Genomic DNA, 26,961 nt, shown 5'->3' with positions numbered 1-26,961 from the left:
GCTCAGTTTGAAAGGATCGTCCTGGCCCTTTCCAGGTCTTGCGGCGTGTCGACGCCGAGCGGCAGCGAACGCACGATCTCGGCGTCGATGCGCATGCCGGCCTCCAGCGCCCGCAACTGCTCCAGCCGCTCGCGGCGTTCCAGCGGCGACGGCTTGAGCGCCACGAAGCGCTCGAGCGCCGAGCGGCGATAGGCATAGAGGCCGATGTGATGATAGAGCGCGCCCTCGCCCCAGGGCGCGGTGGCCCGGGTGAAATAAAGCGCCCTCAGCCTGGTGGCCGACAATGGCGAACCGACGATCTTGACCACGTTGGGATTGGTCTTTTCCTCGTCGCGCTCGATCTCGACGCCGAGCGTTGCGATGTCCACCGCCTTGTCCTCGAACGGCCTGAGCGAGGCCACGATGATCGCGGGATCGATGGTCGGCAGGTCTCCCTGCACATTGACGATGGTTTCGACCTCGTTTGCCGGATCCAGCACCGTCAGGGCCTCGAATATCCGGTCCGAACCCGATTCGTGGTCCGATCGCGTCATCACCGCCTCGAAACCGTGTGCGCGCACGGCTTCCGCCACGCCTTGCGTGTCGGTCGCCACCACGACACGGCCAAGCCCGGCCTCGGCGGCGCGGCGCGCGACATGGACGATCATCGGGGCGCCGGCAATGTCGGCCAGCGGCTTGCCCGGGAGCCGGGTGGAGGCCATGCGGGCGGGGATCAGGATCAAGGTGGACATCGGTTTGACGGGCGTTCGAAACGAGGAGGGGAAAGTGGCAAAAGGTCTCACTGGAAGCGCCCTTATAGGTGTTGCAACGCCGGAGCAAAAGACCTAGTTTCCGCGCGATTTGACCGGCTCTGGAGGGCAGGTCTCGATACCGACGGACGGAGTGGACGGTTCGGTCCGCCGGAAAAGGGAGCAAGGGGCGTATGGATTCCAACGAAGTCAACAAGCTGCTCGCCGGATTGCTCGGAACCGTTTTCGTGGTGTTCTCGGTCGGCATCGTGTCGGACGCGCTGTTTGCCTCGCCCGCTCCGGAAAAGCCCGGCTTCGCTATCGAGGCCGCCGAACCCGCCGAGGGCGGCCCCGCCGCTCCGGCAGCAGCCGAAAAGCCGATCGCGGATCTTCTGGCCAACGCAAGTGCCGAACAGGGCGCTGCCATCTTCAAGAAATGCCAGGCCTGCCACTCCGGCGAGAAGGGCGGCCCGAACAAGGTCGGCCCGGATTTGTGGGATCTCATCGATCGCCCGGTCGCCGCGCATGAGGGCTTCGCCTATTCGGCCGGCATGAAGGAGTTTTCCAAGGGCGGCACCGAGAAGTGGACCTACGACAACATCAACCACTTCATCACCTCGCCGAAAAAATTCGTGAAAGGCACGGCGATGGGCTTTGCCGGCCTGCCGAAGGAAGAAGACCGCGCCAACGTCATCGCCTATCTGCGCACGCTGTCGGACAATCCCAAGCCGCTGCCCGCGCCGGGCGCTGCCGCCGATGCATCCGCCCCCGCCAAGCCCGCCGAAGGGACCGCACCGGCCAAGCCGGCCGAAGGCGCAGCTCCTGCCAAGCCGGCGGCACCTGCTCCGGCCGCTCCCGCACCGGCGCCTGCTCAATAATCCGGATATCGTCTCGACGACCTTGAAAAAGCCGGGTTCAGCCCGGCTTTTTCGTTAGGAAACCGCATATGCGGCGACAAAGCCGCGCATGGCGGTTTTCACGCGCGGCAAATCATCTAGATTGCCTTTCTGGATGATGGCACGCATTGCGAAGAGGACAGTGGATGACGCTTGGCCGAGTGCTTCTCAAATCGTTGCTGGCGGCCGCCCTGCTGGCCGCGGGGTTGCAGGCGGCCCTGGCCGATGAATGGCGCACCACATCATCGCTGATCGGCCAATCCAAATATGGCGACAATTTCCAGCACTACGACTACGTGAACCCCAACGCGCCCAAAGGCGGTACGCTGAATTCGGTGGTGCTGGGCACGTTCGACAGCTTCAATCCCTATATCGTGCAGGGTTCGCCGGCCGCCGGCCTGGTCGGCTTCGGCGGCGGCCTGCTCTACGACACGCTGATGGAGCAGGCGACCGACGAGGGCAGTGTCAGCCATCCGCTGATCGCCGACGCTTACAAATACCCGGCCGACTTTTCCTCGGCGACCTATCGGCTCGATCCGCGCGCGAAATGGCATGACGGCCAGCCGATCACCGTCGACGACGTGATCTGGTCGTTCCAGGTGCTGAAGGCGAACAGCCCGATGTACAGCCGCTATTTCGAGAACGTCACGGATGCAGTGGCCGTCTCGGACCGTGAAGTCGAGTTTCATTTCAGCCAGAAGGGCAATCGCGAGCTGCCTAAAATCCTGGGTGATCTCGCCGTGCTGCCGAAACACTGGTGGGAAGGCACCGATGCCAACGGCAAGAAGCGCGACGTCACCAGGCCGACGCTGGAGCCGCCGCTCGGCTCCGCCGCCTACAAGATCGCCAGCTTCAAGCCGGGCTCGGAAATCGTCTGGCAGCGCGTGCCGGACTATTGGGGCGCCAAGCTGCCGGTGAAGATCGGCCGCGAGAATTTCGACAGGCAGCGTTTCACCTACATCCTTGATGACAACGCCGCCTGGCAGGCCTTCACCAAGGGCGGACTTGACGACATCAAACCGGAAAACAGTTCGAAGCGCTGGAAGACATTCTATGATTTCCCGGCGGTCAAGGCCGGCGATGTCATCAAGCAGGAATTCAAGACCACCTCGCCAGAGCCGATGCAGGCTTTCATGCTCAACCAGAGGCGCCCGCTGTTCCAGGACCGCCTGGTGCGGGCCGCTCTGACCTACCCTTTCGACTTCGAGACGATGAACCGTACGCTGTTCTACGGCTTCAACACCCGCACCAGCAGCTATTTCCAGGGAACCGAACTGGCCTCCAGCGGCTTGCCGCAAGGCAAGGAACTGGAAATCCTGGAACAGTATCGCGACAAGCTGCCGCCCGAACTGTTCACACAGGAATTCAAGCTGCCGGTCTATGATTCACCGCAGGCCGAGCGCAAATACCTGAAGCAGGCAGTCGACCTCTTCGCCAAGGCTGGATGGGTGATCAAGGGCGGCAAGATGGTCAATGCCAAGACCGGCGAGCCGTTCAAGTTCGAGATACTCGGCTGGAACGATACCGACCAGGTCATCTCCAGCCCCTATATCGCCAATCTGCGCAAGATCGGCGTCGATGCCACATTGCGCATCATAGACCAGACCCAATATGTCAACCGGGTCAACAATTTCGACTACGATGTCATTATCGGGCAACTCGGCCAGTCGGAATCGCCTGGCAATGAGCAGCGCGACTTCTGGAGTTCCAAGGCAGCCGACCGCCCGGGGTCGCGCAACTACGCCGGCATCAAGAACCCGGTCGTCGATGCCCTGGTCGACCGCATCATCTTCGCCACCGACCGCGAGGATCTGGTTGCCGCCACCCATGCACTCGACCGCGTGCTGCTGTGGAATTACTACGTCGTGCCGCAGTACTATCGCGCCGTGGTCTGGCTGGCTTACTGGAACAAGTTCGGCATTCCCGCCAAACAGCCGAGCTATATCGGCGCCGACCAGAATTCCTGGTGGATCGATCCCGAGAAGGAAAAGGCGCTGGCGGCCAAATACAAGGGCAACAATTGATGGCGGTGCTGCTCCGTCGCGATTTCCTGGCCCTGGGCAGTGCCGCCGCAGCCACCGCCCTGCTGCCCGCAAAAGCCTTCGCCGACATTGCGACCGGAACCAGACTGCACGGCCTGTCGGCCTTCGGCGACCTCAAATACAAACCGGATTTCGCACATTTCGACTACGTCAATCCGGACGCCCCCAAGGGCGGCCAGATGAATTTCGCGCCGCCGAACGCCACGTTCAACCAGAGCTTCCTGACCTTCAACACATTGAATTCCCTGGTGTTGAAAGGAGATGCGCCGCCGCGTACCGAACTCTGTTTCGATTCACTGATGGCAAGCGCGCTCGATGAGCCGGATGCGGTCTACGGCCTGCTTGCAGAGTCCGTCACCTTGTCGCAGGACCGCAACGGCTTCCGCTTCGCGCTTCGACCGCAAGCGCGTTTCCACGACGGCTCGCCGCTGACCGCCGAGGACGTCGTCTTCGCGTTGAAGCTTTACAAAGAGCAAGGGCATCCGAACCTTTCCCAGGCGTTGCGGTATATGACCGACGCGGTCGCGCTGGATCCGCTCACCCTCAACCTTACCTTCAACGGCGAACAGTCCGCGCAAAACATCCTCAGGATCGTGGCGATGCCGATCGTGTCCAAGGCCTTTTATGCGGTCAATGATTTCAATGCCTCGACGATGACGCCGCCGCTCGGCTCGGGACCGTACAAAATCGGGCGAGTGGCCGCGGGACAGACAGTCGAATATGAGCGCGTGGCCGACTATTGGGGCCGCGACCTCCCGGTAAACCGCGGCCAGTACAATTTCGACCGTATCCGCATCGACTTCTATCTTGACCGGCAGGCGGCGTTCGAAGCCTTCAAGAAGGGCGACACGCATTTTCGCGAGGAATTTACCGCACGTGTCTGGGCGACCGGTTACGATTTTCCCGCGCTCAAGGACGGCAAGGTCGTCAAGCGGGAATTTCCCGGCGAGAAATCGCCGGACATGCAGGCTGTCGCGCTGAACCAGCGTCGCGCGCAATTCCGCGACGAGCGGGTGCGGCGGGCGATCGCCAGATGCTTCGATTTCGAATGGATGAAGCGGGCCCTGTTCTACGGCTCCTATGAGCGCTCGCAATCGAACTTCGAACGGTCGCTGTACAAGGCCGAAGGCCTGCCTTCGCCCGCGGAACTGGCCCTGCTGGAGCCGTTTCGAGCCGAGTTGCCGCCGGAGGCGTTTGGCGAGCCGGTGATGCAGCGTGCGTCCGACGGTTCGGGCCATGACCGCAAGCTGCTGGGCGAAGCTTCGAGGCTGCTTGCCGACGCCGGCTGGAAGCGAGCGGGCAATTTCGTCGTCAACGACAAGGGCGAGCGACTGCGGGTGGAGATGCTGGCGCAAGAGGATGGCATCGTCCGCATCTTTACCCCATGGTCGGAGAATATGAAGGCGATCGGGATCGACGCTTCGATCCGACAGGTCGATTCGGCGCAATATGAACAGCGGCAGAACGATTTCGACTTTGATCTTACCCTGCTGCATTGGTCGATCGGGGCGACGCCGACTGACGACAGCCTGGAGATGCTTTATGCCTCCCGAATGGCCAAAATCCCAGGGCAGCGCAACTATCCCGGGACGGAAAGCAAGGCCATAGACGCGTTGATCGCGGCAGCCGGCAAAGCGCAAAGCCGGTCCGAACTCGTCACCGCGCTCAGAGCGCTCGATCGGGTCTTGCGCGCGCGGCTGGACTGGATTCCAACATACTATCTGGCGAATCACCGCGTCTCCTATTGGGACATGTTCGGCTTTGTCGAGCAAAAGCCCGATTTCGGCTTTCCGGTCGAGACGCTGTGGTGGTTTGATAAGGGCAAGGCGGCAAGAATTGGCAAAGGCTGAGATATCGCTCCGCAGAGGGCAGGAAGCCTGATGGGCGCCTACATCCTGCGCCGCATCCTTTTGATGATCCCGACCCTGTTCGGCATCATGGCGATCTCGTTCGCCGTCATCCAGTTTGCGCCGGGCGGCCCGGTCGAGCAGGTGATCGCCAAGCTGACAAACCAGGGAGGCAGCGACCGTCTCGGCGGTGGCGGCGGCGATGCGGGCGGCGGCAATTTCGATGCCGCCGGCGACGTCGGCTCAAAATATCGCGGCGCGCAGGGGCTCGATCCGGAATTCATCAAGAAGCTGGAGAAGCAGTTCGGCTTCGACAAGCCGCCGCTGGAGCGCTTCGGCCTGATGCTGTGGAATTATATCAGGTTCGATTTCGGCGACAGCTATTTCCGCGACATTTCGGTGCTCAACCTGATCCTGGAAAAGATGCCGGTGTCGATCTCGATCGGGCTGTGGATCACGCTTCTGTCCTATCTGATCTCGATCCCGCTCGGCATCCGCAAGGCGGTGAAGGACGGCAGCCCCTTCGACATCTGGACCAGCGGCGTCGTCATCGTCGGCTATGCCATTCCGGGCTTCCTGTTCGGCATCATGCTGATGGTGCTGTTTGCCGGCGGCTCGTTCTGGGACTGGTTCCCGCTGCGCGGCATCGTCTCGGACAATTGGGACCAGTTGTCGTGGCCGGCCAAGATCGCGGACTATCTCTGGCACATGACCTTGCCGCTGACGGCGCTGGTGCTGTCGGCCTTCGCCACGACGACGCTGCTGACCAAGAATTCCTTCCTGGAGGAAATCCGCAAGCAGTATGTGGTGACTGCCCGCGCCAAGGGCCTGTCGGAACGGCAGGTGCTCTACGGCCATGTCTTCCGCAACGCCATGCTGATCGTCATCGCCGGTTTTCCCGGCGCCTTCATCTCGGCCTTCTTCACCGGTTCGCTGCTGATCGAAAACATCTTCTCGCTCGATGGGCTCGGCCTGCTCGGCTTCCGGTCGGTGGTCGAACGCGACTATCCCGTGGTGTTCGCCAACCTCTACATCTTCTCGCTTCTCGGCCTGTTCGTCGGATTGCTGTCGGACCTCATCTACACCTGGGTCGATCCGCGCATCGATTTCGAACGGAGAGACGTTTGATGTCGGAGGCAAGCGTTACCGCCGGGGTCGTGCCGGAGCGGATGCCGCGGCCGTTTCTGTCGCCGCTCAACAAGCGCCGCCTGGAGAACTTCAAGGCCAACCGGCGCGGCTACTGGTCGCTGTGGATTTTCCTTGTCCTGTTCGTGCTGTCGCTGTTCGCCGAATTCATCGCCAATGACAAGCCGATCATCGCCTCCTACAAGGGCGAGATCCTGTTTCCAGTGCTGGTCGCCTATCCCGAAGAGAAGTTCGGCGGCTTCTATGCCGTCACCGACTATCGCGACCCGGTCATCCAGGACGAGATCAACGCCAATGGCTGGATGATCTGGCCGCCGATCCGCTATTCCTACCAGACCGTCAACAATGCCATTCCCGAAGCAGCCCCGGCCAAGCCGTCCTGGCAGTATGACGCCAAGACGCGCTGCAACCAGTACCCGCAAGGGGCTGCCGATCCGGCCTGCAGCGTCGGTAACTGGAACTGGCTGGGCACCGACGACCAGGCGCGCGACGTGCTGGCGCGGGTCATCTACGGCTTCCGCATCTCGGTGCTGTTCGGACTGATCCTGACCGCCGGCTCGGCTCTGATCGGCGTCGCGGCTGGAGCCCTGCAGGGCTATTTCGGCGGCTGGACGGACCTGCTGTTCCAGCGCTTCATCGAGATCTGGTCGGCTATTCCCGTGCTCTATCTCCTGCTCATCGTCGCGGCCATACTGCCGCCGGGCTTCTTCATCCTGCTCGGGCTGATGCTGCTGTTCTCCTGGGTGGCGCTGGTCGGCGTGGTGCGGGCCGAATTCCTGCGCGCGCGCAATTTCGAGTATGTCAACGCGGCGCGCGCGCTCGGCGTGCGCAACCGCACCATCATGTTCCGGCACCTGTTGCCCAATGCCATGGTGGCGACACTGACCTTTCTGCCGTTCCTGCTCTCAGGCTCGATCTCGACGCTGACCTCGCTCGACTATCTCGGTTTCGGCCTGCCGCCGGGCTCGGCCTCGCTTGGCGAATTGCTCAAGCAGGCGCAGCGCAATCTCAACGCGCCGTGGCTCGGCATTTCCGGTTTCGTCGTCATCTCGCTGATGCTGTCGCTGCTGGTCTTCGTCGGCGAGGCTACACGCGACGCCTTCGATCCGCGCAAGACGTTCCGATGACAACGATGCGGACCGGCATTCAGCATGATATATTCCCAGTGTGGCAGCTTGAGCGAAATGAGCGTGCGCATCAATTGTCGAAACGACTGATGGCCGCGGTCAGTCACGGCAGTTCCTCATCGTGCCCCACGGAAGGACAGAATTGTGAATAAGGTCATCCTTGAGCATTACCCCGCATCCAAACTCCCGGATGAACTGCGAGAGGGCATAGCTTTGAGTGCCTCGGTCAAGGTGACGGTAGAAGAGGAAGCCAAGCGGCCTCTCGGCCACAAACAATTGCTTGAACTTATGCGGAATGCGCAGGCCAACGCGTCGGGAACAAGTCTCGAAGAGGCTGTTGCGCGTGTTCGTGCCCTCCGCGATGAGTGGGAGGATTGATGGCCGCCTTCCGGCTTTATGTCGATACGAACATTTTCATCTACGCTTTCGAAAACAACGATGCTCTGGCAAAAAAACTGCTTCAGCTCATTTCACTGAACGAGGGCAGAAAGCAGCCTTTCCTCGCGACAAGCGAACTCGTGCTGGCAGAGTTGATGGTTGACCCTCTGAAAAAGAACAATGAGCCGCTTGTTGAGCTCTATGACAATATCTCGATTGGTAATACGTTTGTCTCTGTTGGAACGGTAACTCGCGAGGTTCTCTGGCACGCGGCACAGCTTCGCTCGCAATTCATTTCTCTCAGGCTACCGGATGCTATTCACCTTTCGACGGCGATGCATTTCGGATGCACACAATTTCTGACTGCCGACGTCAGGCTGAAGGATTCCTATTCTGTCACGCCAAGTCGGCTTGTCCCTCCGCAACTGACAGCGCAAATTTCGGTCATACGACCGGAGATTTCTGCCCTTGATAAAGTCATAGCGGAAATTGACACATGACTGCTTCTTTGCTCTCCGTTGGCGACCTCAGCGTCGCTTTTGCGCAAGGCGGACAGCAGTCGCTGGCCGTCGATCACATCTCCTTCGACATCGCCAAGGGCGAGACGGTGGCGCTGGTCGGCGAATCCGGCTCCGGCAAATCGGTCTCGGCGCTGTCGGTGCTGAAGCTCTTGCCCTATCCCAGCGCCAGCCACCCCTCGGGCAGGATCCTGTTCCAGGGCGCCGACCTGCTCGCCATGAACGAGAAGCAATTGCGGCAGGTGCGCGGCAACAAGATCACCATGATCTTCCAGGAGCCGATGACCTCGCTCAATCCGCTGCACACGATCGAGCAGCAGATCGTCGAGATCCTGAAGCTGCACCAGGGGATGGCCGACCGCGCGGCCAAGGCGCGCACGCTGGCCCTGCTCAACGAGGTCGGCATTCGCGAGCCGCAGAAGCGGCTCGACGCCTATCCGCACCAGCTCTCCGGCGGCCAGCGCCAGCGCGTCATGATCGCCATGGCGCTGGCCAACGAGCCGGAACTCCTGATCGCCGACGAGCCGACGACGGCGCTCGACGTCACCGTGCAGGCGCAGATCCTCGAGCTGCTGGCCGGCTTGAAAAGCCGCAAGGGCATGTCGATGCTGTTCATCACCCATGATCTCGGCATCGTGCGCAAGATCGCCGACCGGGTGTGCGTGATGACCAAGGGCAAGATCGTCGAGATGGGGCCTACCAAGGACATCTTCGCCAATCCGCAGCACGCCTATACGCGCCATCTCCTGGCGGCCGAGCCCAAGGGCAAGCCACCCGCGGCCAACAGCGCCGCGGCACCCGTGATGACCGGCAAGGACATCAAAGTCTGGTTTCCGATCAAGCAGGGCTTCTTCCGGCGCACCGTCGACCATGTGAAGGCGGTCGACGGCATCGATGTCACCGTGCGGGCCGGCCAGACGCTGGGTGTGGTTGGAGAGTCCGGGTCGGGCAAGACCACGCTCGGCCTGGCGCTGGCGCGGATGATCTCGTCAAGCGGAACCATCCAGTTCAACGGGCGCGACATCAACCAGCTCTCGTTCAACGCCATGCGCCCGCTCAGGCGCGAATTGCAGATCGTCTTCCAGGATCCTTTCGGCTCGCTGAGCCCCCGCATGTCCATCGCCGAGATTATCGAAGAAGGCTTGAAGATCCACGAGCCGAAGCTGTCGCTCGACGAGCGCGACGACAAGGTGGTCGACGTGCTGAAGGAAGTCGGGCTCGATCCGGCCACGCGCAACCGCTATCCGCACGAATTCTCGGGCGGCCAGCGCCAGCGCGTTGCCATTGCACGCGCCATGGTGCTCAACCCGCGTTTCGTCATGCTGGACGAGCCGACCTCGGCGCTCGACATGAGCGTGCAGGCGCAGGTGGTCGACCTCCTGCGCAGCCTGCAGGCCAAGCATGACCTGGCCTATCTCTTCATCAGCCACGACCTCAAGGTCATCCGGGCCCTGGCCAACGATGTCATCGTCATGCGCAATGGCCAGATCGTCGAAGCCGGTCCTTCCGAACAGATTTTTGAAAAGCCGCAAACCGACTATACTCGGGCGCTGATTTCGGCCGCCTTCAAGATAGAAACCGCCCCGACGGGGGTCGTCAGCGAGTGACTCCTTCCTTGGCAATTCCGGGCGGAAAGCCGCCGCGCGCCTTTCCCGCAATTGCTCCAAACCGAACAACAGGACAAAATCCATAAATGGAAAAAGGCAAAATCCTGCTTGCCGTCACCGGCTTTCACCCGCAGCGCTGGCGTGAACTGCTGTCCGCAGAGCGCGAGGTGGTGCTCGAGCCGGACGGCGCCAGCGATCCTTCCATCACCTATGCGGTGGTGTGGAAGCAGCGGCCGAACCTGTTGGGGTCGCTGCCCAATCTGCGCGCCATCTTCTCGATCGGTGCCGGAGTCGACCACATCTTCTCCGATCCCAGCCTGCCGGACGTGCCGATCGTCAAGGTCGTCGCCGGCAATTTGGCCCAGCACATGACCGAATATGTCGTCTGGCGGGTGCTCGATCATCACCGCCAAGGCCTGCTCTATCGGTCGCAGCAGCCGAAGAAGATATGGCGCGAGCCGGCGCAGCGCACCGCTGAAGACATCTCTGTCGGCATCATGGGGCTCGGCAGTCTCGGCCGCGCTGCGGCGTCGGCGCTATTGTCGCTCGGCTTCGCGGTCAATGGCTGGTCGCGCACCGACCGGCCGATGGAAGGTGTCGCGACCTATTGCGGCGAGGCCGGGCTGATCCCGTTCCTCAATGCGACAGACATACTGGTCGTGCTGCTGCCGCTGACGCCGGATACCAAGGGTATCATCAATTACGGCGTGCTGAAGGAATTGCGCAAGCGCAACGGTCTTGGCGGCTCGGTGCTGATCAATGCCGGTCGCGGCCGCCTGCAGAAGGACGCCGACATCGTGCGCGCGCTCGACGACGGCACGCTGAAGGAAGCGAGCCTCGACGTCTTCGAGGTCGAACCGCTGCCGAAGACCAGCCCGCTCTGGGCCCATCCGAAAGTATTCGTGACGCCGCATGCCGCGGCCACGTCCGATCCCGTCCACCTGGCGCCGATCATGCTGCGCCAGATGGACGCCTTCGAGCGGGGCGAAAAGCTGGAGAACCTGGTGGACCGCAAAGCGGGATATTAAGGAACCTCGACGCGGCTCACGCTTCCTCCCGTCCGGCGGGGACGTGGAGGTGAGCGTCTCGCAGAGGCCAGCTTAGCCGGGCAGTGCGAACTTCTTCTGCTTGTCCGGCTTGCCGCAATCGCGGCGCTCGATCGACCGGTTCATGGCGTCGATCTCGCCGCTTGCCTTGTCGGCATCGCGCTTGGCCTTGGAGCGCATGTCCGGGATGAACGGGCCAAAACCCATCGCCGGATTGGAGAAGGTCGGCTTGGCCTGCTGTGAAAGGTTGTGTTGCTGCGCCAGGGCGTTGCGTTGCGCCAGCAACTGCCCGCAAGGCACGCTGTCATACTGCAATGAGGACTGGACGTTTTCGTCCTGGCGCTCGGACATGGAGTTGCCGACACAGCCGGCCATAACGAGGCAAGATGCCAAGGCCATCATGTTCCAGCGCATGGAAATCCCTCCGTACGGCACCACACTGGTATAATCCGACACGCGATTGGGGCTTTTTCGCAGCAGAGGCACCCGGAAGCCTCAGACCGCGTAGCCTGACTGCTGCCCGGCGGCTGGCTGTAGGACGAGTCAGCAGTCTCTCGCAACAGGCTTCCCGCGCCCGAATTAGCCACTATCTTGGAACAATGCGTGCCAGCGACCTGCTCCATCCCCGGCCCGAGGGCCTTTACTGCCCGCCGGGCGACTTCTTCATCGACCCGGTGCGGCCGGTCAAACGGGCGCTGATCACGCATGGCCATTCCGACCACGCACGCTCCGGCCACGGCTCGGTGCTGGCGACGCAGCAGACGCTGGACATTATGGGGCTTCGCTATGGCGAGGGCTTCGCAGGCACGACACAGGCGGCAGGACTGGGCGAGCGAATTGCCTTCAACGGCGTCGACATCAGTTTTCATCCGGCCGGCCATGTTCTGGGCTCGGCGCAGATCGCGGTCGAGCATCAGGGTATACGCATCGTCGCCTCCGGCGACTACAAGCGGCAGCAGGACGCGACATGCCTGCCGTTCGAACCGATCGCATGCGACGTGTTCATCACCGAAGCGACCTTCGGCCTGCCGGTGTTTCGCCACCCGCCAGACGGGGAGGAGATCGCCCGGCTCCTGAAATCGGCGGCGCAGTTCCCCGAACGCTCGCATCTCATCGGCGCCTACGCGCTGGGCAAGGCGCAACGGGTGATGCGGCTGTTGCGCGACGCCGGCTACGACAGGCCTATCTATATCCACGGCGCGCTGGCCAAGCTCAGCGACTATTACCAGAGCCAGGGCATCGATCTCGGCACGCTGGAGCCGGCGACGGTGGAGAGCGCCAGCAAGGATGATTTCACCGGCGCCATCGTCGTCGGCCCGCCGGCCGCCTTCGCCGATCGCTGGGCGCGGCGCTTTCCCGATCCGATCTCCTGCTTCGCCTCGGGCTGGATGCGCATCCGCCAGCGCGCCAAGCAGGGTGGCGTCGAGCTGCCGCTGATCATTTCGGATCATGCCGACTGGGACGAACTGACCGCCACGATCAGGGAAACCGGGGCAGAGGAAATCTGGGTGACACATGGCCGCGAGGAGGCGCTGGTGCGCTGGTGCGAACTTGAAGGCATCGCGGCGCGGCCCCTGCATCTGGTGGGGTATGAGGACGAGGGTGATTGATGATGGAGTGCTCGCCAACCGTCACAGCCGAGCTCTACGGCGCCCCCCTCTGGCCTGCCGGACATCTCCCCCTCAAGGGGGGAGATTGGCAGCTTCATTGGCTCCGCTCTTTGTGCAGCGTTAGCGATTGGCGAAAGCAGATACGATATCCGATCTCCCCCCTTGAGGGGGAGATGGCCGGCAGGCCGGAGGGGGGCGCCTCGCGCCGGGTTCCGCTATTGGCGAGTTGCACCTCGCCATGAACCGCTTCGCCGAACTTCTCGACCGCCTTGTGCTGACGCCGTCGCGCAACGGCAAGCTGACGCTGCTGATCGATTATTTCCGCAGCGTCGAGGATCCTGATCGCGGGCTGGCGCTGGCTGCCATCACCGGCGATCTCAACATTGCCGCGATCAAGCCGGCGATGCTGCGCACCCTGGTGACCGAACGCATGGACCCGGTGCTGTTCGGCTATTCCTACGACTATGTCGGCGATCTCGCCGAGACCGTGTCGCTGGTCTGGCCGCAGGTGCCCGGAACCATACCGACCCGTGAGCCGACGCTCGGCGAGGTGGTCGCGAAGCTGCAGGCGGCGAGCCGCTCCGACGGCCCGAAAGTGCTGTCAAACCTGCTCGACAGTGCCGGCATCTCGGCCCGCTTCGCCATCATCAAGCTGGTCACCGGCGGGTTGCGCATCGGCGTGTCGGCGCGGCTGGCCAAGCAGGCATTGGCGGATTTCGGCAAGGTCGACGTCGCCGAGATCGAGGAACTCTGGCACGGGCTGTCGCCGCCTTACCCAGCCTTGTTCGCATGGCTGGAAGGCAAGGCCGCAAAGCCCGAGAGGGCGGCGCGGGCACTGTTCCGGCCGGTGATGCTGTCCAATCCGGTCGGTGACGGCGATCTCGACAGGCTCGACCCCGCCGACTATGCGGCCGAGTGGAAATGGGACGGCATCCGCGTCCAGGCGGTGTCGGAAGGCGGCATCCGCCGGCTCTATTCGCGCACCGGCGACGACGTCTCCGGCGCCTTTCCGGACCTCGCCGAGGCGATGGTTTTCTCGGCCACGCTCGACGGGGAATTGCTGGTCGGCGATCCCCGGGAAGCGACAGGGACGTTCTCGGATCTTCAGCAGCGGTTGAACCGCAAGACGGTGTCACTGAAGATGCAGCAGCAATATCCGGCTTTCATGCGTTGCTATGACCTTTTGCAGGTCGGCGCAGAGGATTTGCGGGGGTTGCCCTTCCGGGAGCGGCGTGACCGCCTCGAAAGCTTCGTGAAAACGCTCGATCCGAGCCGCTTCGATCTTTCGCCATTCGTCGCGTTCTCGGACTGGCAGGCGCTGGAGGACCTGCGCCGGGCGCCGCCGCACCCGATCATCGAAGGCGTGATGCTGAAGCGCTGGGATTCGCCCTATGTCGCCGGCCGGCCGAAGGGCCCGTGGTTCAAATGGAAACGCGACCCGCACACGGTGGACGCCGTGCTCATGTACGCCCAGCGCGGCCACGGCAAGCGCTCGAGCTTCTACTCCGACTATACGTTCGGCGTCTGGTCGGGGGCGGAAGGCGAGGAGGAACTGGTGCCGGTCGGCAAGGCCTATTTCGGCTTCACCGACGAGGAATTGAGGCAGATCGACAAATATGTCCGCGACAACACGATCGAGCGTTTCGGGCCTGTGCGCTCGGTGCGCGCCGACCGCGACAACGGGCTGGTGCTGGAAGTCGCCTTCGAAGGGCTCAACCGTTCGACGCGCCACAAATCCGGCGTCGCCATGCGTTTCCCCCGCATCTCGCGGCTGCGCTGGGACAAGCCTGCCAACGAGGCCGACCGCATCGAAACGCTGCAGGCGCTGCTCGATCGTTGATCGCACCCTCTCCGGTGCCGGCGCTCAAGGCTCGATGGAGACGCGGATCTCGTAGATGTTGACCGCCTTGCCCTGCTTGTCGAAATCGGAGTTGATGGCGATCGTTCCGGCCGAGCCGGGCCGCTTGTCGGGGAATTTCACGTCGAACAGATATTCGTTGCGCTGCTGGCCGACCGCATAGCGTTTGCGGCCGCAATCACCGAGCTCGCCGAAATTGCAGTCGATGGAGATCTGTGTGTCCTTGCCATCCTCGGCGCGGGCGACGATATCGAACACGGCATGCTTGCCGGCGAGCTTCTCCAGCACGCCTTGCCCCACATCGAAGCTGATCGCCGAACCGGAAGCGCCGGACTGGATGCGCAGGAATGGCCCTGAATCGTCCTTCATCGCTTCCGCCTTGGCATCCGACGGGGCGCTGACATGCGCCGGGTCGGTGGGCGAAAACACGTTGATCCAGTTGCGCGCCTGATCGGCAGCGCCAGGCTTTTCCGGCCCGGTCTCGCCATCCGCCGGCGTGAAATCGTCGTCCTCGACGGTCGGTGGCGCTTCGGGCGGCGCGGTGTCGAGCTGGGCCTGGGTCTTGAACACGCCGGTCTGCATGGCGAAAAACAGGCCGATACCGACCGCGGCGAGCAGCGTCACGGTGAGGAAGATGGCGGTCAGTGGCAGGCGCCGGCCCCTGATGCGCCTCTCGTCGCGATCGGGCGCCACTTCAGCCGTGGCTTCGGACGAAGCAGGAGCCGACATATCGATGGACGGCACGCCGGGAAGGGTCGCATCGGGCATGATGTCTGGAACGACCGGCAAGACGCGCGAGCGCGGCGCATCGGCGGCCGGCTGTGCAGGCTCGTCGAGGGAAACTGCGGGCGGTGCCGCGCCCTCGCCGGTTACGGCGGGTGCGACCGGGCTCGCCGGAAGCTCGACCGCCGGTGCGTCCGACTCAGCCTGGGGAGCGGCATCCGGCACCGCCGGCAGGAATTCGGATTCGATTTCGGTGATCTTGGCCTGTATCGCCTTACGGCGCTTGATGGCGAGTTCCACCGTCACGCCGGGATTGGCCTGGAGCGCACGGTCGAGCGCGGCGAAAGCCGAGCGATAGACCTTCTCGCGGTACGCGCGGTCCTCGGCATTGCCTCTTTCGAGGGCATTCCGGATCGCTTTTTCGATTGCGTCCAAGCGAGATCCCTCTGTGCGTTGCCCAAACCTCGGCATGATCGTTAGCCGCAGCCGACCAATCAATCAACGGGCGAGCGTCCGCATTCTGCCTCGTTGGACTGTCCAAAGTCCATCTTGGCGGTATTCCGGCAACGAAATCAACATGCTTCATTGATCTTTGCCGGCACGGAGGCACAGGGCCAGGCGCCATGTCCCGGCCGATCGGTAAAGGGCGTGGCAGCCGGCTTTGTCGGCGATGTGTCGGGGCGGGACGACGCGCAACACGAATTGCCGGGCCGCATCCTGAATTCGCGATCGCCCATCTTGAATTCGCCGTCGGTTGAGTCTATCACCCAGCCCATCTTGGAGGCCTAACGCTTCCCGGGCCGCTTTAGCTCAGTTGGTAGAGCACATCATTCGTAATGATGGGGTCGCGTGTTCGAGTCACGCAAGCGGCACCACTTCCCGTCCGCTGCCGTCCTTACGGCATCTGTCCCTGCCACAAGGGCAATCCACTTTCCGTAGCGAATTCTTTGTCCTCGGCGTAGATCGGTTCGCCTCTTCTCACCACCCGTCGAAGCAGATCCGCATCTTCGTTGGCGTGATATCGAAAGGCATTTCGGGTGTCGTATCCATGCCCGGCCTGGGACAGGGAAAACCCGCTGACCACCACAGGGGCGAAACCGGCGAAACGCGCCAGTATGATCGCGAAGGCTCCGGTGGAGATTTTCCGGTGCCAGCCGCGGAACATATGATACTTGCCGCTAAGCTGCCAGACGACGTTGGCAAGCTGCCATTTGGTAAGCGCCTGCAAGGTTTCATAACGATAGTTGAAGGTGCGACAACCGGCTTTCAGCTTGTCCTCGACATCAGGCCAAACCGGGATGATCAGGTGCTTTGCCTGCCGTCCGTTTAACAAATCACGCTTGTAGAAATCCTGCTCGCTGGCATCGACGAAAATGCCGCGGCGGATCACGGCGATATCGGGAACGGGGAGGCCGACGGTTTCCGCCAAAAGCTGGGAAGCATTGACGGTCACAAGTGCCCAATCGGCATCATATCCCTGCGGGAGGCGAAAATTCGGCGCCGACCCCATCACCAAGGCGGGCCCCGTGGCCCTGGGCAGGCGAAGAATTGGCTTTGAGAAGGCTGGCAAGAGATCCGAAAGCGGAGTTTTCATCCGGGAATCTGGACCGCCTGTTCCTCAAACGCGCGCAGGATGCTCTCTTCCCGGCTCCACAATTCGTCCCATTGCGTGGTCCCGGACCAGCCCGCAAACCAAGGGCCGCCGAGCGTGTAGTGCGCCAGAGAGACATCGGCGGGATCGAGTTCGGAAGCCGAAGCCCCGACGAGGTAGTTCCACGCCAGGGGCAATTCGCCGATCTCATGATCCTCAAGCCATTTGAAGGCGTGGAGGTCACGTCCGGGCCACGTATTGAGCATCTCCTTGGTCAACCGCTTGTTGGCGGGATGATCCAGATTCCATAAAACGACCGACGACCAGTTTTTGCGGCGATAGAACGTCTGCGTTTGTCCGTCCATCTTGACCGCTTCGGATTCGCGTTGCTGGTGCTTGACCGCCATGATCGCGTAGGAAGGATCGAGTAGATCGAGCAGCTTGACCGGATCCTTCAGGAACAGGACGTCGCAATCGCAGAACATGGCCCAGCCGCTCTGCCTCATGAACGGAACGGCAAAGCGCGATATGGCGAACTCGGTCGCCATCGGTGCCTCGGAAATCGGGCACCAGAGCTTACCGTCACGGACTTCCATCGGTCGCGTCATGATTCCTTGGGCTACAAGGTCCTTGAGCACGAGCGGCTGTATCTGCAACGGGGTGCTTGTCCGCCGGTAGGCGCTCCATCGCGCCACGTCTAGAACTCGGGATTCGCGCGGATCATAGCCAATGTAGATTGGTATCATGTGGCAGTTCTACAATCTGATGTGAATTTACACGAATCTAGCATGGCAGCACTGCACGCGGAAGACCAGAAGCACATTCGCCAATGCCGTGCGTCTGGTTGCCAGGACCGTTTCATCTCGAAAGGTGTGGATGGTGTTTTGCGCGACAAGAGCCAGCCACCGCATCGCGCCTCTTCACGACGGAGCTGTCCATCAGATCGTCGCACTCACATTTCAGACAGCTCACCAGCAAGCCACATCGACCGTTGTCATTGGACCTCACATCTCCTGGCCTGGCCCGTCCAGAGTGGCAGACCGAGTGAGTCCGCCACATGCGGATCGCTCGTATAAAGGGGGAAACCGAGCGCCAACAGCGCTAGCAGGGTGGCACGGTCGGAGCCGACGTGCATCCGGTCGATGTTCAGCTTGTTGTACACATGGCCGTGCGAACCCGGGTCAATACCCGTGATGATCACGGCCGGCGCGCCGTTATGCAAGGCGTAAAGGACCGCTGTGATCCCGGTCGAAAACTTCTCCTCCAGATGCATCTCGAAATTGGGCACACCCATCACTGCTTCGTAGAGCGCCATGCGCTGGTGACGGGTCATCGTACGCAGGTCGCGGCAGCGGTAGTTGAAGGCCGCGATGTTGCAGCGCAATTCCTCCATCGTGCGGTGTGCGCGCACAATCCAGAGCAGATCGGTTTCCTGGCCGGTCAAGACGGCGCGCACGGCCAAAGCGTTCGGCTTGGTCGCGTCAAGCTGGTTGACGTAAAGAAATGTTGCGTCAGGGGTCCCCATCCCCCAGCGGGCCGTGACGGTCTGCGAGCCATTCACGGTAAAGAGTGTGAAAGCATCGCGCTGAAAACCCACCGGCGGGTTTGAGACCGGCGCGGAGCCCACGACGAGGACCGGCTTTGTAAGCGGCACAGGGTGCCGTGGCGCCTGGGGGTGCAGCAGGCGATATAACAGTTTCCGCTTAACCACGAGAAGCGGGTGGTCGAACAAGCGCTTGCGCAGCGGCTTCTGTGCATCGGGATTCGCTGCGCTATGCTCTGCAATCTCCAGAGCGATCCCCTTGGCCTTCGCCAAAACTGTCCTCCTCTCAATGCTTCCCGGGCATGTACTCGCCTGCCAGCCCTCGTTGATCAGCGGCCTGATCGTTGGGACAGGCAGCAACCATGACGCGACGAATCATTTCCTCCGGCGCTCTGATGGGAACCCCTCGCCTTTCCCCCAGCGCTTCAAGTCTCTTTCAGTCAATGTCGCAACTCTACTGTATTCGGAATCAGGATGCATACGGGTTGCTTTTGTTTGTTGCTTCTGATCACGGCGCAATAAGATCCCGTTCGAAACTCACAGTGCCGGATCCGCAGCATCGCAGAAGCGATTGCCGCGCTCAATACTCGGCAGATGCCAATCTCGGCCAGCCGAACGGAAAATTCAACATCCAATTTCGACAACCAACGGCAAGACACATTGCTGCATATGCCGCCGGGTCTACAACCCGACCGGGCCCCAAAACGCCGCCTGGTACTGTGGATCGCGATGCTGGCCGAACGCATCCGCCATTGTCGAGACCGAGGTTTGATGTGAAACTCCCGGCGTCAGCATGGGAGGCCAAAATGCCCAACAGTTTCAAGACCGGAGACGTCGTCAAGCTGAAGTCCGGAGGCCCGAAGATGACGATAAGCGACGGTGCCGCCTCCGGCACATATATGTGCCATTGGTTCAATCGCGAGGGCGATGTGTGGACCCCGCAGCATGCCGGCTTCAAGCCGGACCAGTTGGTGATGGCGGACCAATCGACATAATTCCTGCCCTTCGGCTGAAGGGTTCGAATATGGCGCAAGCAGCGCCCGATCGGGCGCATTGTTGCGGCATTCGCCCGCCGGCACAAAAGTCACCGACGGATTTTTCCCGCCGCTGCGTTTAACGGGAGAAGCGTCGCCAACGGCACAACGTGGCAGCGCGCCAACCGGAGACGCCAGCATGATACGCCGTTCGATCCTTGCCGCTGCCTTGAGCCTGCTGACCGCCACGGCGTTCGCCCAGACGGCGACAAAGCCTCCGGCCGCGACGCCACCTTCTGCACCGCCCCCCGCTGCCGCGCCAGCCACGTCAAAGACCAGGCCCGACATCACGCTGGCCAAGTTCCAGAAGCGGCGCGAGAAGGCGATCATGGCCGCCGACACGGATGGCGACGGCAAGATCAGCCTGCTGGAATGGGAGGCCTTCCAGGCAAAGCGCGGCACCAAGGGCGACCCGACACAGTCCTTCGCGCGCGCGGACTCGAACCATGACGGCTTCATCGACCGCGCCGAACTCGATGCCCTCTTCGCCAAGCGCTTTGCCAGGCTGGACAAGAACGGCGACGGCGTTCTGAGCGTCGACGAAATGCCAGGCCACAAAACCGCTCCCAAGGCGGAGCAATGAACGGGGGTAATGGCACGCGATGACCATCAGGAGTGCGCCAGCCGATGAGCGCGGATCCGGACGAGGAGCTGGTTCGCCGTGTCGGCGCCGGCGATCCGGCGGCCGTGCAAACGCTCGTCGCGCGCAAACTGCCGCGTATCCTGGCGCTTGCCGTGCGCATGCTGGGCGACGCGGCGGAGGCCGAGGATGTCGCGCAGGAGACTTTCGTCCGAATCTGGCGCCATGCTTCGAGCTGGCGGCGCGGCAATGCCCGTTTCGACAGCTGGATCCACCGGGTGACGCTGAACCTTTGCTACGACCGGCTGCGCCGCCGCCGCGAATGGGTGACAGACGATTTGCCCGAGGTGACAGACCCGGCGCCGCTTCCGGATGCCCAGCCGCGGGAAGACACGCAGCGCGTCGAACATGCCTTGCAAGCCATCGCGCCGCGCCAGCGCGAAGCCATCATCCTGGTCTACTATCAGGGCATGTCGAACATCGAGGCGGCCACGACCCTGGAGATCAGCGTCGATGCCCTGGAGAGCCTGCTTTCGCGCGGCCGCAGGGCGCTGCAGGCGATCCTGGCCAGGGACGGTGTCCATGAATGAGAACCGCGCCGGCATGAAGGCGCAGCGTTCGCGCCTTGCCGACACCGCCTGGCGGCCGGCTCCGATAATCGCCCCGCCGTGCGGGCACGCGATGCCAGCGGGCAAAGGGCCAACAGGCAAGGGAAAGACCGATGTCTGACCGATCCAGGGACGCACCGACGATGGATGCCGAACGCTTTGCCGCGCTGGCGGCAGCCTATGGCGGCGATTTGCGGCGATGGCCACAGGCCGAACGCGCGGCGGGCAGCACCCTTGCCGCAAGCGTCACGGGCGCGGCCATTCTGAGGGACGCCGGCAAGCTCGACGCCCTTCTTGACAGCTATCGCGTCGAAGCGCCCGGCAGGGCGCTGCACGGCGGCATACTGAGGGCTGCCGACGGTCATCTTGCCCAACGCTGGCGCCAGCGTCTGTGGTGGCTGGGGCTCGGACTTGCCGGCATCGGCCTGGCCGGCGCGGTTGCCGGATCGGCTTTGGTGATCGTCGCCACTCCCCAGGTTCAGCCCGATCAGTATGTGCTGGACGCCAATGCGACGGCGTTCGGCGATGCCGGTCCCGACGGCGACACGATCGAGGAAAACCTATGAGCACGGGCCGCAAGCTCCTCATCGCGTCCGTGGCGCTCAACGTCTTCCTGGCCGGAGCCCTTGCCGGCGGGGCCGTCTGGCTGAGAAGCGGCAAAGCGGGCCAGGGCTATTCGCTGGAAGCGGCCGGAGGCCGGCTTCCGGACCAGGAACGCAGGATATTCCGCAAGGCGCTGCGTGAGGTCCGGCGCGAATCCCGCCAGGTCATTCTCGACGGCCAGCAGGCCAGGCGCGAGGCCGCCGACCTGCTGCGTCAGCCCACCCTCGACACGGCAGCCCTGACAGCTGCGCTCGAGCGGGCCCGCAACGCCGATGTCACCATGCGCGCGCGGCTGGAACAGCGCATCGTCGAGTTCGCCGCGGCGAGTTCCGCCGAGGATCGCGGCGTGCTGGCGGAGGGGCTGACAAGACGCGCGGGGTTGCCGCCGGCGGCAAAAAAATCGCCATAAGCACCGACGGAATGCGCCGAAGCCGCCGTTTAAGGCAAGAAGGGCACACCTGCCGGACCGCATGGTACGAACAGGTTTTCAGCTTCGAGACCATTGGAGTATCGTCATGAACCGTCTGACACAATACGCGGCCGCCGCCGCGCTTGCCTTGACAGGAACGGCCGCAACGGTTGCGGCGGCATCCGCCACGCCGATGATGGCCCAGCCAAACGCCCCGGCGCTGATCGAGCATGTGGCGTGGGGTTGCGGCCCCGGCTGGCATCCCAATCGCTGGGGGCGCTGCGTGCCTAACCGGGTGGTGGTGTACCCGCGTTATTACCGGCCCGGGCCAGTATTCCACGTCTGGCACCCGCATCGTGTCTGGCACCCACATCGGGTCTGGCACCGCTGGCATCACTGATAAGTGTAGGCGGGCCGGGCGCGCTTCACCGACCGGCCCGCTCAACCGCAGCAGCCGATCCGACCTGAGCGCATCGCGCCGAAAACGGGTTGATGCGCCGCGCTGGGCCTGAACAAGGAGAGCTGACGTGGCTATCCCGGCCAAAGGCTCCATGCCGCCAGATGCCGCCCTGGTGGCGTTCAACCGCTTCGGGCTTGGGGCGCGGCCGGGCGATCGAGACATGCTGCTCGGCGATCCGCGCGGCTATCTCAAGGCGGAACTCAGACGGCCCGACATCGCCCTGATTTCGCTCGACGATCCGGTCTATGCGGATCTCAAGGGCAGCACGTTCGCCATCCAGGCGAGCATGGCGGAAAATCTCCAGCGCAAGCTGGACCGAAAGCGGATGGCGGCGGTGGATGGCGCCCCGGCAGCATCGCCCGCGGTTCCGGCCAAACCCGCCATGCCGCGCAGCGAGGGCACGCTGTTCCGGGCCGAAGCACAGGCACGCTTCGACAAGGCCTTGCGGGCCGAGGCCGGTTTCATCGAACGCCTGGTCTATTTCTGGTCGAACCATTTCTGCGTCTCGGCGGCGAAGGGCGCCATCGTGCGGGCCAGCGCCGGCGCCTTCGAGCGCGAAGCCATCCGCCCTTTCGTGCTTGGCCGCTTCGCCGACATGCTTCTCGCGGTGGAGCGTCACCCGGCGATGCTGTTCTATCTCGACAACCAGCAATCGGTCGGTCCGGATTCGCGCGCCGGCAGGAACCGCAAGCGTGGCCTCAACGAGAACCTCGCCCGCGAAATCCTCGAACTGCACACGCTCGGCGTCGGCGGCGGCTACACCCAGGCGGACGTCACCAGCTTCGCGCGCATCCTTACCGGCTGGACCATGGCCGGGCGGGAAGGACGGCTGGGCGAACCCGGCAATTTCGTCTTCAACGCCAATGCGCATGAGCCCGGCGATGCGATGCTGCTCGGCAAGACCTATCCGGCCGGCGGCATGGGCCAGGCCGAGGCCGCGCTCAACGATATCGCCCGGCATCCGGCGACGGCGCAGCATATCGCCGCCAAGCTCGCCCGCCATTTCATATCGGACGATCCCCCGCAGGCTGCGGTCGCCCGCCTCGCCACGGTCTTCGCCAAGCGCGACGGCGATCTGCGGGCGCTGGCCTCGGCCTCATCGACATGCCGGAGGCCTGGTCGACGCCACTGGCCAAGATGCGCTCGCCGTTTGATTACGTCGTCGCCGTCAGAAGGGCGGCCGGCCCAGGCCCGGCGAGCGATCCCGGCCAATCGCTTGGCTGGCTCGCCGCGCTGGGCGAGCCGCTGTGGCAGCCGCCGGGGCCGAACGGCTTTCCCGACCGGGCGGACAGTTGGGCATCGGCAGCGGGCATGAAGACCCGGCTCGACATCGCCTGGCAGGCGGCCCGCCAGATCAAGGAGATCGGCAACCCCAACGACATGCTCGACGCGATCATCGGCCCCTCCGCCTCGCCGGATACGCGGCACGCGGTCGCCCGCGCCGAGTCCAGGCAGCAAGGGCTGGCGCTGCTGCTGATGGCGCCCGAATTTCAGCGAAGATAGGGAAAATGATCCCGGCGGAGACAATGCCATGACCCTGCTGTGCGAAGTGCCTCACCCTTCCCGTCGCTCCATGCTGAAGGCAAGCGGCGCCCTGTTTGCCTGGGCCTATCTGCCCCGCTTTGCCCGTGCCGCCGACAATCGCGACCCGCGCCTCATCGTCATCGTCCTGCGCGGCGCGCTGGACGGGCTTTCGACGGTCGGGCCGGTCGGTGATCCCGATTATGCCGGGCTGCACGGCGACATCGCGCTGTCGCTCGCCGGTCCGCACGCGGCGCTGCCGCTCGACGGCTTCTTTGCGCTCAACCCGGCCATGCCGGTGTTCGCGCGGCTGTTCGGGAACAAGCAGGCGGCGGTCGTGCACGCGGCCGCGACCGCCTATCGCGACCGGTCGCATTTCGACGGCCAGGATGTGCTGGAAAGCGGCTATGCCGGCCCCGGCCATGTCGCCACCGGCTGGCTCAACCGGGCGCTGGCGAGCCTGCCGCCGGGCGAGCGCGTGGCAACGCTCGGCGGGCTGGCCGTCGGGCCGTCGACGCCGCTTGTGATGCGCGGAGCGGCGCCGGTGCTCGGCTGGGCGCCGCAATCCCTGCCTCCGCCCGGCGACGGCCTCGCCGCACGGGTGCTCGATCTCTATCGGCATCGCGACCCGGTCCTGGCGGTGGCTCTGCAAAAGGGGCTCGATGCCGAGCGCATGGCGCTCGAGGGACAGATGGGCGCCAAGGCGATGAGGCCACATGCCGGCCTCGACAGCGCGGCCGGCATTCGGCAGGCGGCAAAGGGCGCGGCCAGGCTGATGAGCGCCGACGACGGGCCTCGTGTCGCAGCACTTGCCTTCGACGGCTGGGACACGCATGTCAACGAAGGCGGCGCGACGGGCCGGCTCGCCTCCCTGCTCGGCGGCCTCGACGGCGCCTTCGAGGAATTCGAGACAGGCCTCGGCGAGCGCTGGAAGGACACGGCGATCGTCGCGGTCACCGAGTTCGGCCGCACCGCCCGCATCAACGGCACCATCGGCACCGATCACGGCACCGGCACGGTGGTGCTGCTCGCCGGCGGCGCGATCAAGGGCGGCCGCGTCATAGCCGACTGGCCGGGCCTGAAGCCAGCCCAGCTCTACGAACAGCGCGATCTGGCGCCGACCAGCGATGTCAGGGCGCTGCTGAAAGGCCTGCTCGCCGACCAGTTCGGGCTTTCGGCAGCGGTGCTCGGCGACAAGGTGTTCCCGGGGTCCGCGGCGGTGAAGCCGATGCGCGATCTGGTCGTCTGAATTCCCGTTGCATACGGCGATTAAGGTTAAATTTACTATGAAATTGTTCGAAAGCGGCAAATGACACAAAGCTCCCCAAAAGGAACGCACAGACATGTTCGTGGGGAAAGCAATATCTCGGCTTCAAGGGCCTTTGCGGGGCTTCTGCCATCCGCTGGCGTTGGTGCTGATCAGCCTTGCGGGCGTTTTTGGTGCCGGCCGGGCCGAGCATGAATGGCTGTCGGTGCCGTTCTCGCTGACATTGGTGGCGGCGCTCGCGGGAGCCGTGTTCCTGACATCGGGGCGCCTCGCCTTTTCCGTCTATCTTGCCTGGATGGCCGTTGCCCTGGTGACGCTGATCTCGGCGGTGAAATTCCGGATGAAGGGATTCTCGCTGCACTTCTACGACACGATCTTCGTGTCAACGGATCCGGGAGTGTATCGCTTCCTGCTCGGCTCCTATCTCCACCTCATCCTGCCTGTCGCCGCGGCATTGGTACTTGGCATCGCCGCAGCGATCCTGATCTTTCGCGCCGACCGGAAGCTTGGCTGGCCCGCATCGGCGCGCGCCCTGCTTCTGGCCGTCCTCGTCACACTGGTGCCGCTGACCTTTCCAGCCGAGGCTTCGAAGGACCGGTACTTCTACTATATGCAGGGCCGGCACATGTCGGCCTTCTTCATCTCACTGATGGATCTGCGCAACCTGGTCGTCGAGCCGGCGTTCGAGAAGCGGCTGCAGGCCGTCGCGCCACAGCCACCCTTCGCCGACACGGTCGACTGCGGCGACCGGGCAGCGCTTCCCGATATTTTCTTCGTGTTGAGCGAAAGCCAGTCCGATCCAAGCTATTTTCCGCAGATCGCCAGTGGCGCGGGATTCCTGCAGCGATTTGCACCTGCCGCCGGCGAGCCTCACCCGATGCAGGTCGAGACGTTCGGCGGCGGCACCTGGATCAGCAATTTGTCGTTGATGACCGGGGTTTCGGCCACCGACTTCGGCTGGCGAAGTCCCTATCTGACGATCACGCTACAGGATAAGGTCGCCGGAGCATTGCCGGAGTTGCTGGCGCGCTGCGGCTATCGAACGGCCGTCATGACGCCGATGGACTTTACCTTCGTCAACGAGGGACCTTTTTTGAAGTCGATCGGGTTCGAGAACGTCCTCGACATCAGGGATATCGCCGCGCCCTTCTACCATCTGCGCGACAGTTTCTATTATCAGGCGGCGGAGGCATTCATCGGCAGGCACCGCCGGGAAGACGGCCGGCCACTGTTCCTCGAAATCCAGACCATGTTTCCGCACTCGCCCTATGAGGGGCGGATGGAGCCGGGATTGAAGATGGAAGGCGAGCCCTTCGCGGACGATTTCCAGGCCGGCGAATATCTGCGCCGCATGGCGATCGCGCGCGGCGACTTTCAGGATTTTCTCAAGCAGCGGGAAGCGGAGGCCGGCACGCGCGGCGCCGTGGTGCTCGAATTTGGCGACCACCAGTCCTCGGCGACAAAACCATTTGTCGATGCGACCGCAGGCAGTGACGCGCTGGCCAAGCTTGACTCGCTCGCCTATCGCACCTTCTACACCCTCACGACCTTCCATCATCCACTGCGTCATCCGATGCCTGATATGGCGTCGCTCGATATTGCCTTTCTCAGCGCAAGCCTGCTCGATGCCGCCAGCCTGCCGATGTCACCCCTCATGTCTGATCTGGTGCGTTTGCGTGACCATTGCGGCGGCAGGTTCCATGGCTGTGCTGACCGGGCCGAGGTGGATGCACATCTGCGCCGCCGCGCCGATTCAGGACTGCTGCATCTTTTCCCGCAAGCTGCGCCGCTTCATTCACAAGTCGAAACACAGTGACGT

Annotated in this window: 25 protein-coding genes, 1 tRNA gene and 1 pseudogene; 21 read left to right on the top strand and 6 right to left on the bottom strand. The window is 63.3% G+C overall.

Going from position 1 to position 26,961, the window contains the following annotated elements:
- Nucleotides 1–2: 2 nt before the first annotated feature.
- Entirely contained in the window at nucleotides 3–731 is a 729-nt protein-coding gene (locus LB551_RS20165) for a 3-deoxy-manno-octulosonate cytidylyltransferase (RefSeq protein WP_140550125.1), read from the bottom strand.
- 191 nt (nucleotides 732–922) lie between these two features.
- Between LB551_RS20165 and LB551_RS20160 the strand changes: the two genes are divergently transcribed.
- The 9 genes from LB551_RS20160 (at nucleotide 923) to LB551_RS20120 (ending at nucleotide 11,317) form a co-directional block, all read left to right on the top strand.
- The gene (locus LB551_RS20160; protein ID WP_140550126.1) at nucleotides 923–1,606 is read left to right on the top strand and encodes a c-type cytochrome; all 684 of its coding nucleotides are present in this window, start codon (nucleotides 923–925) and stop codon (nucleotides 1,604–1,606) included.
- A 164-nt stretch (nucleotides 1,607–1,770) separates the two neighbouring features.
- Nucleotides 1,771–3,648: an extracellular solute-binding protein gene (locus tag LB551_RS20155; RefSeq protein ID WP_224660241.1), complete on the top strand. Its 1,878-nt coding sequence runs from the start codon at nucleotides 1,771–1,773 to the stop codon at nucleotides 3,646–3,648.
- A complete protein-coding gene (locus LB551_RS20150) occupies nucleotides 3,648–5,516 on the top strand; it encodes an extracellular solute-binding protein (protein ID WP_224660240.1) in 1,869 nt (622 codons plus the stop codon). The genes LB551_RS20155 and LB551_RS20150 overlap by 1 nt, the downstream gene beginning before the upstream one ends.
- Nucleotides 5,517–5,546: 30 nt before the next feature.
- Nucleotides 5,547–6,641, top strand: coding sequence for a microcin C ABC transporter permease YejB (locus LB551_RS20145; RefSeq protein ID WP_140550129.1), 1,095 nt, complete (start codon nucleotides 5,547–5,549; stop codon nucleotides 6,639–6,641).
- A complete protein-coding gene (locus LB551_RS20140) occupies nucleotides 6,641–7,786 on the top strand; it encodes an ABC transporter permease (protein ID WP_140556756.1) in 1,146 nt (381 codons plus the stop codon). The genes LB551_RS20145 and LB551_RS20140 overlap by 1 nt, the downstream gene beginning before the upstream one ends.
- Nucleotides 7,787–7,930: 144 nt before the next feature.
- Nucleotides 7,931–8,164, top strand: coding sequence for a hypothetical protein (locus tag LB551_RS20135; RefSeq protein ID WP_140550131.1), 234 nt, complete (start codon nucleotides 7,931–7,933; stop codon nucleotides 8,162–8,164).
- Nucleotides 8,164–8,664 carry a type II toxin-antitoxin system VapC family toxin gene (locus tag LB551_RS20130; RefSeq protein WP_140550132.1) on the top strand — a complete coding sequence of 167 codons (501 nt, stop codon included), beginning with the start codon at nucleotides 8,164–8,166 and terminating at the stop codon, nucleotides 8,662–8,664. Before LB551_RS20135 ends, LB551_RS20130 begins: the two co-directional genes overlap by 1 nt.
- Entirely contained in the window at nucleotides 8,661–10,289 is a 1,629-nt protein-coding gene (locus tag LB551_RS20125; protein ID WP_140550133.1) for an ABC transporter ATP-binding protein, read from the top strand. Before LB551_RS20130 ends, LB551_RS20125 begins: the two co-directional genes overlap by 4 nt.
- Nucleotides 10,290–10,375: 86 nt before the next feature.
- A complete protein-coding gene (locus tag LB551_RS20120; protein ID WP_140496893.1) occupies nucleotides 10,376–11,317 on the top strand; it encodes a 2-hydroxyacid dehydrogenase in 942 nt (313 codons plus the stop codon).
- 72 nt (nucleotides 11,318–11,389) lie between these two features.
- Here the strand turns inward: LB551_RS20120 and LB551_RS20115 are convergent, their stop codons facing one another.
- Nucleotides 11,390–11,749, bottom strand: coding sequence for a hypothetical protein (locus LB551_RS20115; RefSeq protein ID WP_224660239.1), 360 nt, complete (start codon nucleotides 11,747–11,749; stop codon nucleotides 11,390–11,392).
- Nucleotides 11,750–11,934: 185 nt separating this feature from the next.
- On the opposite strand from LB551_RS20115, the gene LB551_RS20110 reads away from it, so the two are divergent.
- On the top strand, nucleotides 11,935–12,945 hold the full coding sequence (locus tag LB551_RS20110; RefSeq protein ID WP_224660238.1) for a ligase-associated DNA damage response exonuclease: 1,011 nt from the start codon (nucleotides 11,935–11,937) through the stop codon (nucleotides 12,943–12,945).
- A 238-nt stretch (nucleotides 12,946–13,183) separates the two neighbouring features.
- Nucleotides 13,184–14,785, top strand: coding sequence for a cisplatin damage response ATP-dependent DNA ligase (locus LB551_RS20105; protein ID WP_224660237.1), 1,602 nt, complete (start codon nucleotides 13,184–13,186; stop codon nucleotides 14,783–14,785).
- A gap of 24 nt (nucleotides 14,786–14,809) precedes the next feature.
- Here LB551_RS20105 and LB551_RS20100 read toward each other — a convergent pair whose 3' ends face one another.
- Nucleotides 14,810–15,961: a hypothetical protein gene (locus LB551_RS20100; protein WP_140550139.1), complete on the bottom strand. Its 1,152-nt coding sequence runs from the start codon at nucleotides 15,959–15,961 to the stop codon at nucleotides 14,810–14,812.
- 364 nt (nucleotides 15,962–16,325) lie between these two features.
- Here LB551_RS20100 and LB551_RS20095 point away from each other — a divergent pair.
- Nucleotides 16,326–16,401: transfer RNA gene (locus LB551_RS20095), tRNA-Thr, on the top strand.
- Between the two features lie 20 nt (nucleotides 16,402–16,421).
- Here LB551_RS20095 and LB551_RS20090 read toward each other — a convergent pair.
- The 3 genes from LB551_RS20090 to LB551_RS20080 all read right to left on the bottom strand — a co-directional run bounded on the left by LB551_RS20090 (nucleotide 16,422) and on the right by LB551_RS20080 (nucleotide 18,933).
- A complete protein-coding gene (locus tag LB551_RS20090; RefSeq protein WP_224624915.1) occupies nucleotides 16,422–17,120 on the bottom strand; it encodes a hypothetical protein in 699 nt (232 codons plus the stop codon).
- The gene (locus LB551_RS20085) at nucleotides 17,117–17,755 is read right to left on the bottom strand and encodes a hypothetical protein (protein WP_224624914.1); all 639 of its coding nucleotides are present in this window, start codon (nucleotides 17,753–17,755) and stop codon (nucleotides 17,117–17,119) included. The genes LB551_RS20090 and LB551_RS20085 overlap by 4 nt, the downstream gene beginning before the upstream one ends.
- Before the next feature lie 356 nt (nucleotides 17,756–18,111).
- A complete protein-coding gene (locus tag LB551_RS20080; RefSeq protein WP_224624913.1) occupies nucleotides 18,112–18,933 on the bottom strand; it encodes a membrane-anchored protein in 822 nt (273 codons plus the stop codon).
- Between the two features lie 533 nt (nucleotides 18,934–19,466).
- Between LB551_RS20080 and LB551_RS20075 the strand changes: the two genes are divergently transcribed.
- The 9 genes and pseudogenes from LB551_RS20075 (at nucleotide 19,467) to LB551_RS20035 (ending at nucleotide 26,958) form a co-directional block, all read left to right on the top strand.
- Nucleotides 19,467–19,655 (top strand): YodC family protein, encoded by a 189-nt coding sequence (locus LB551_RS20075; RefSeq protein ID WP_140550142.1) that lies wholly within the window; start codon nucleotides 19,467–19,469, stop codon nucleotides 19,653–19,655.
- A 178-nt stretch (nucleotides 19,656–19,833) separates the two neighbouring features.
- On the top strand, nucleotides 19,834–20,277 hold the full coding sequence (locus LB551_RS20070) for an EF-hand domain-containing protein (protein WP_224660236.1): 444 nt from the start codon (nucleotides 19,834–19,836) through the stop codon (nucleotides 20,275–20,277).
- Nucleotides 20,278–20,321: 44 nt separating this feature from the next.
- A complete protein-coding gene (locus tag LB551_RS20065) occupies nucleotides 20,322–20,864 on the top strand; it encodes an RNA polymerase sigma factor (protein WP_224660235.1) in 543 nt (180 codons plus the stop codon).
- Nucleotides 20,865–20,995: 131 nt separating this feature from the next.
- Entirely contained in the window at nucleotides 20,996–21,448 is a 453-nt protein-coding gene (locus LB551_RS20060; protein WP_224660234.1) for a hypothetical protein, read from the top strand.
- Nucleotides 21,445–21,894 (top strand): periplasmic heavy metal sensor, encoded by a 450-nt coding sequence (locus LB551_RS20055; RefSeq protein ID WP_224660233.1) that lies wholly within the window; start codon nucleotides 21,445–21,447, stop codon nucleotides 21,892–21,894. Before LB551_RS20060 ends, LB551_RS20055 begins: the two co-directional genes overlap by 4 nt.
- Before the next feature lie 106 nt (nucleotides 21,895–22,000).
- A complete protein-coding gene (locus LB551_RS20050; protein WP_224660232.1) occupies nucleotides 22,001–22,294 on the top strand; it encodes a GCG_CRPN prefix-to-repeats domain-containing protein in 294 nt (97 codons plus the stop codon).
- A 151-nt stretch (nucleotides 22,295–22,445) separates the two neighbouring features.
- A pseudogene (locus LB551_RS20045) lies at nucleotides 22,446–23,857 on the top strand (DUF1800 domain-containing protein).
- Nucleotides 23,858–23,885: 28 nt separating this feature from the next.
- Entirely contained in the window at nucleotides 23,886–25,124 is a 1,239-nt protein-coding gene (locus LB551_RS20040; RefSeq protein WP_224660231.1) for a DUF1501 domain-containing protein, read from the top strand.
- A 94-nt stretch (nucleotides 25,125–25,218) separates the two neighbouring features.
- Nucleotides 25,219–26,958, top strand: a complete 1,740-nt coding sequence (locus tag LB551_RS20035; RefSeq protein ID WP_224660230.1) for a sulfatase-like hydrolase/transferase — start codon at nucleotides 25,219–25,221, stop codon at nucleotides 26,956–26,958.
- The last annotated feature ends 3 nt before the right edge of the window (nucleotides 26,959–26,961 follow it).

The organism is Mesorhizobium sp. BR1-1-2 (assembly GCF_020165435.1).
Lineage (GTDB): Bacteria > Pseudomonadota > Alphaproteobacteria > Rhizobiales > Rhizobiaceae > Mesorhizobium.
The sequence above is the reverse complement of the archived record's forward strand: the minus strand, read 5'-3'. Positions and strand labels throughout refer to the sequence as shown.

Coding starts and splice junctions, on each gene's coding strand:
- LB551_RS20125 (WP_140550133.1), top strand. CDS start 8,661: ATGACTGCTTCTTTGCTCTCCGTTGGCGACCTCAGCGTCGCTTTTGCG.
- LB551_RS20055 (WP_224660233.1), top strand. CDS start 21,445: ATGAGCACGGGCCGCAAGCTCCTCATCGCGTCCGTGGCGCTCAACGTC.
- LB551_RS20110 (WP_224660238.1), top strand. CDS start 11,935: ATGCGTGCCAGCGACCTGCTCCATCCCCGGCCCGAGGGCCTTTACTGC.
- LB551_RS20145 (WP_140550129.1), top strand. CDS start 5,547: ATGGGCGCCTACATCCTGCGCCGCATCCTTTTGATGATCCCGACCCTG.
- LB551_RS20090 (WP_224624915.1), bottom strand. CDS start 17,120: ATGAAAACTCCGCTTTCGGATCTCTTGCCAGCCTTCTCAAAGCCAATT.
- LB551_RS20050 (WP_224660232.1), top strand. CDS start 22,001: ATGAACCGTCTGACACAATACGCGGCCGCCGCCGCGCTTGCCTTGACA.
- LB551_RS20150 (WP_224660240.1), top strand. CDS start 3,648: ATGGCGGTGCTGCTCCGTCGCGATTTCCTGGCCCTGGGCAGTGCCGCC.
- LB551_RS20160 (WP_140550126.1), top strand. CDS start 923: ATGGATTCCAACGAAGTCAACAAGCTGCTCGCCGGATTGCTCGGAACC.
- LB551_RS20070 (WP_224660236.1), top strand. CDS start 19,834: ATGATACGCCGTTCGATCCTTGCCGCTGCCTTGAGCCTGCTGACCGCC.
- LB551_RS20130 (WP_140550132.1), top strand. CDS start 8,164: ATGGCCGCCTTCCGGCTTTATGTCGATACGAACATTTTCATCTACGCT.
- LB551_RS20165 (WP_140550125.1), bottom strand. CDS start 731: ATGTCCACCTTGATCCTGATCCCCGCCCGCATGGCCTCCACCCGGCTC.
- LB551_RS20040 (WP_224660231.1), top strand. CDS start 23,886: ATGACCCTGCTGTGCGAAGTGCCTCACCCTTCCCGTCGCTCCATGCTG.
- LB551_RS20115 (WP_224660239.1), bottom strand. CDS start 11,749: ATGCGCTGGAACATGATGGCCTTGGCATCTTGCCTCGTTATGGCCGGC.
- LB551_RS20035 (WP_224660230.1), top strand. CDS start 25,219: ATGTTCGTGGGGAAAGCAATATCTCGGCTTCAAGGGCCTTTGCGGGGC.
- LB551_RS20105 (WP_224660237.1), top strand. CDS start 13,184: ATGAACCGCTTCGCCGAACTTCTCGACCGCCTTGTGCTGACGCCGTCG.
- LB551_RS20120 (WP_140496893.1), top strand. CDS start 10,376: ATGGAAAAAGGCAAAATCCTGCTTGCCGTCACCGGCTTTCACCCGCAG.
- LB551_RS20075 (WP_140550142.1), top strand. CDS start 19,467: ATGCCCAACAGTTTCAAGACCGGAGACGTCGTCAAGCTGAAGTCCGGA.
- LB551_RS20140 (WP_140556756.1), top strand. CDS start 6,641: ATGTCGGAGGCAAGCGTTACCGCCGGGGTCGTGCCGGAGCGGATGCCG.
- LB551_RS20155 (WP_224660241.1), top strand. CDS start 1,771: ATGACGCTTGGCCGAGTGCTTCTCAAATCGTTGCTGGCGGCCGCCCTG.
- LB551_RS20065 (WP_224660235.1), top strand. CDS start 20,322: ATGAGCGCGGATCCGGACGAGGAGCTGGTTCGCCGTGTCGGCGCCGGC.
- LB551_RS20060 (WP_224660234.1), top strand. CDS start 20,996: ATGTCTGACCGATCCAGGGACGCACCGACGATGGATGCCGAACGCTTT.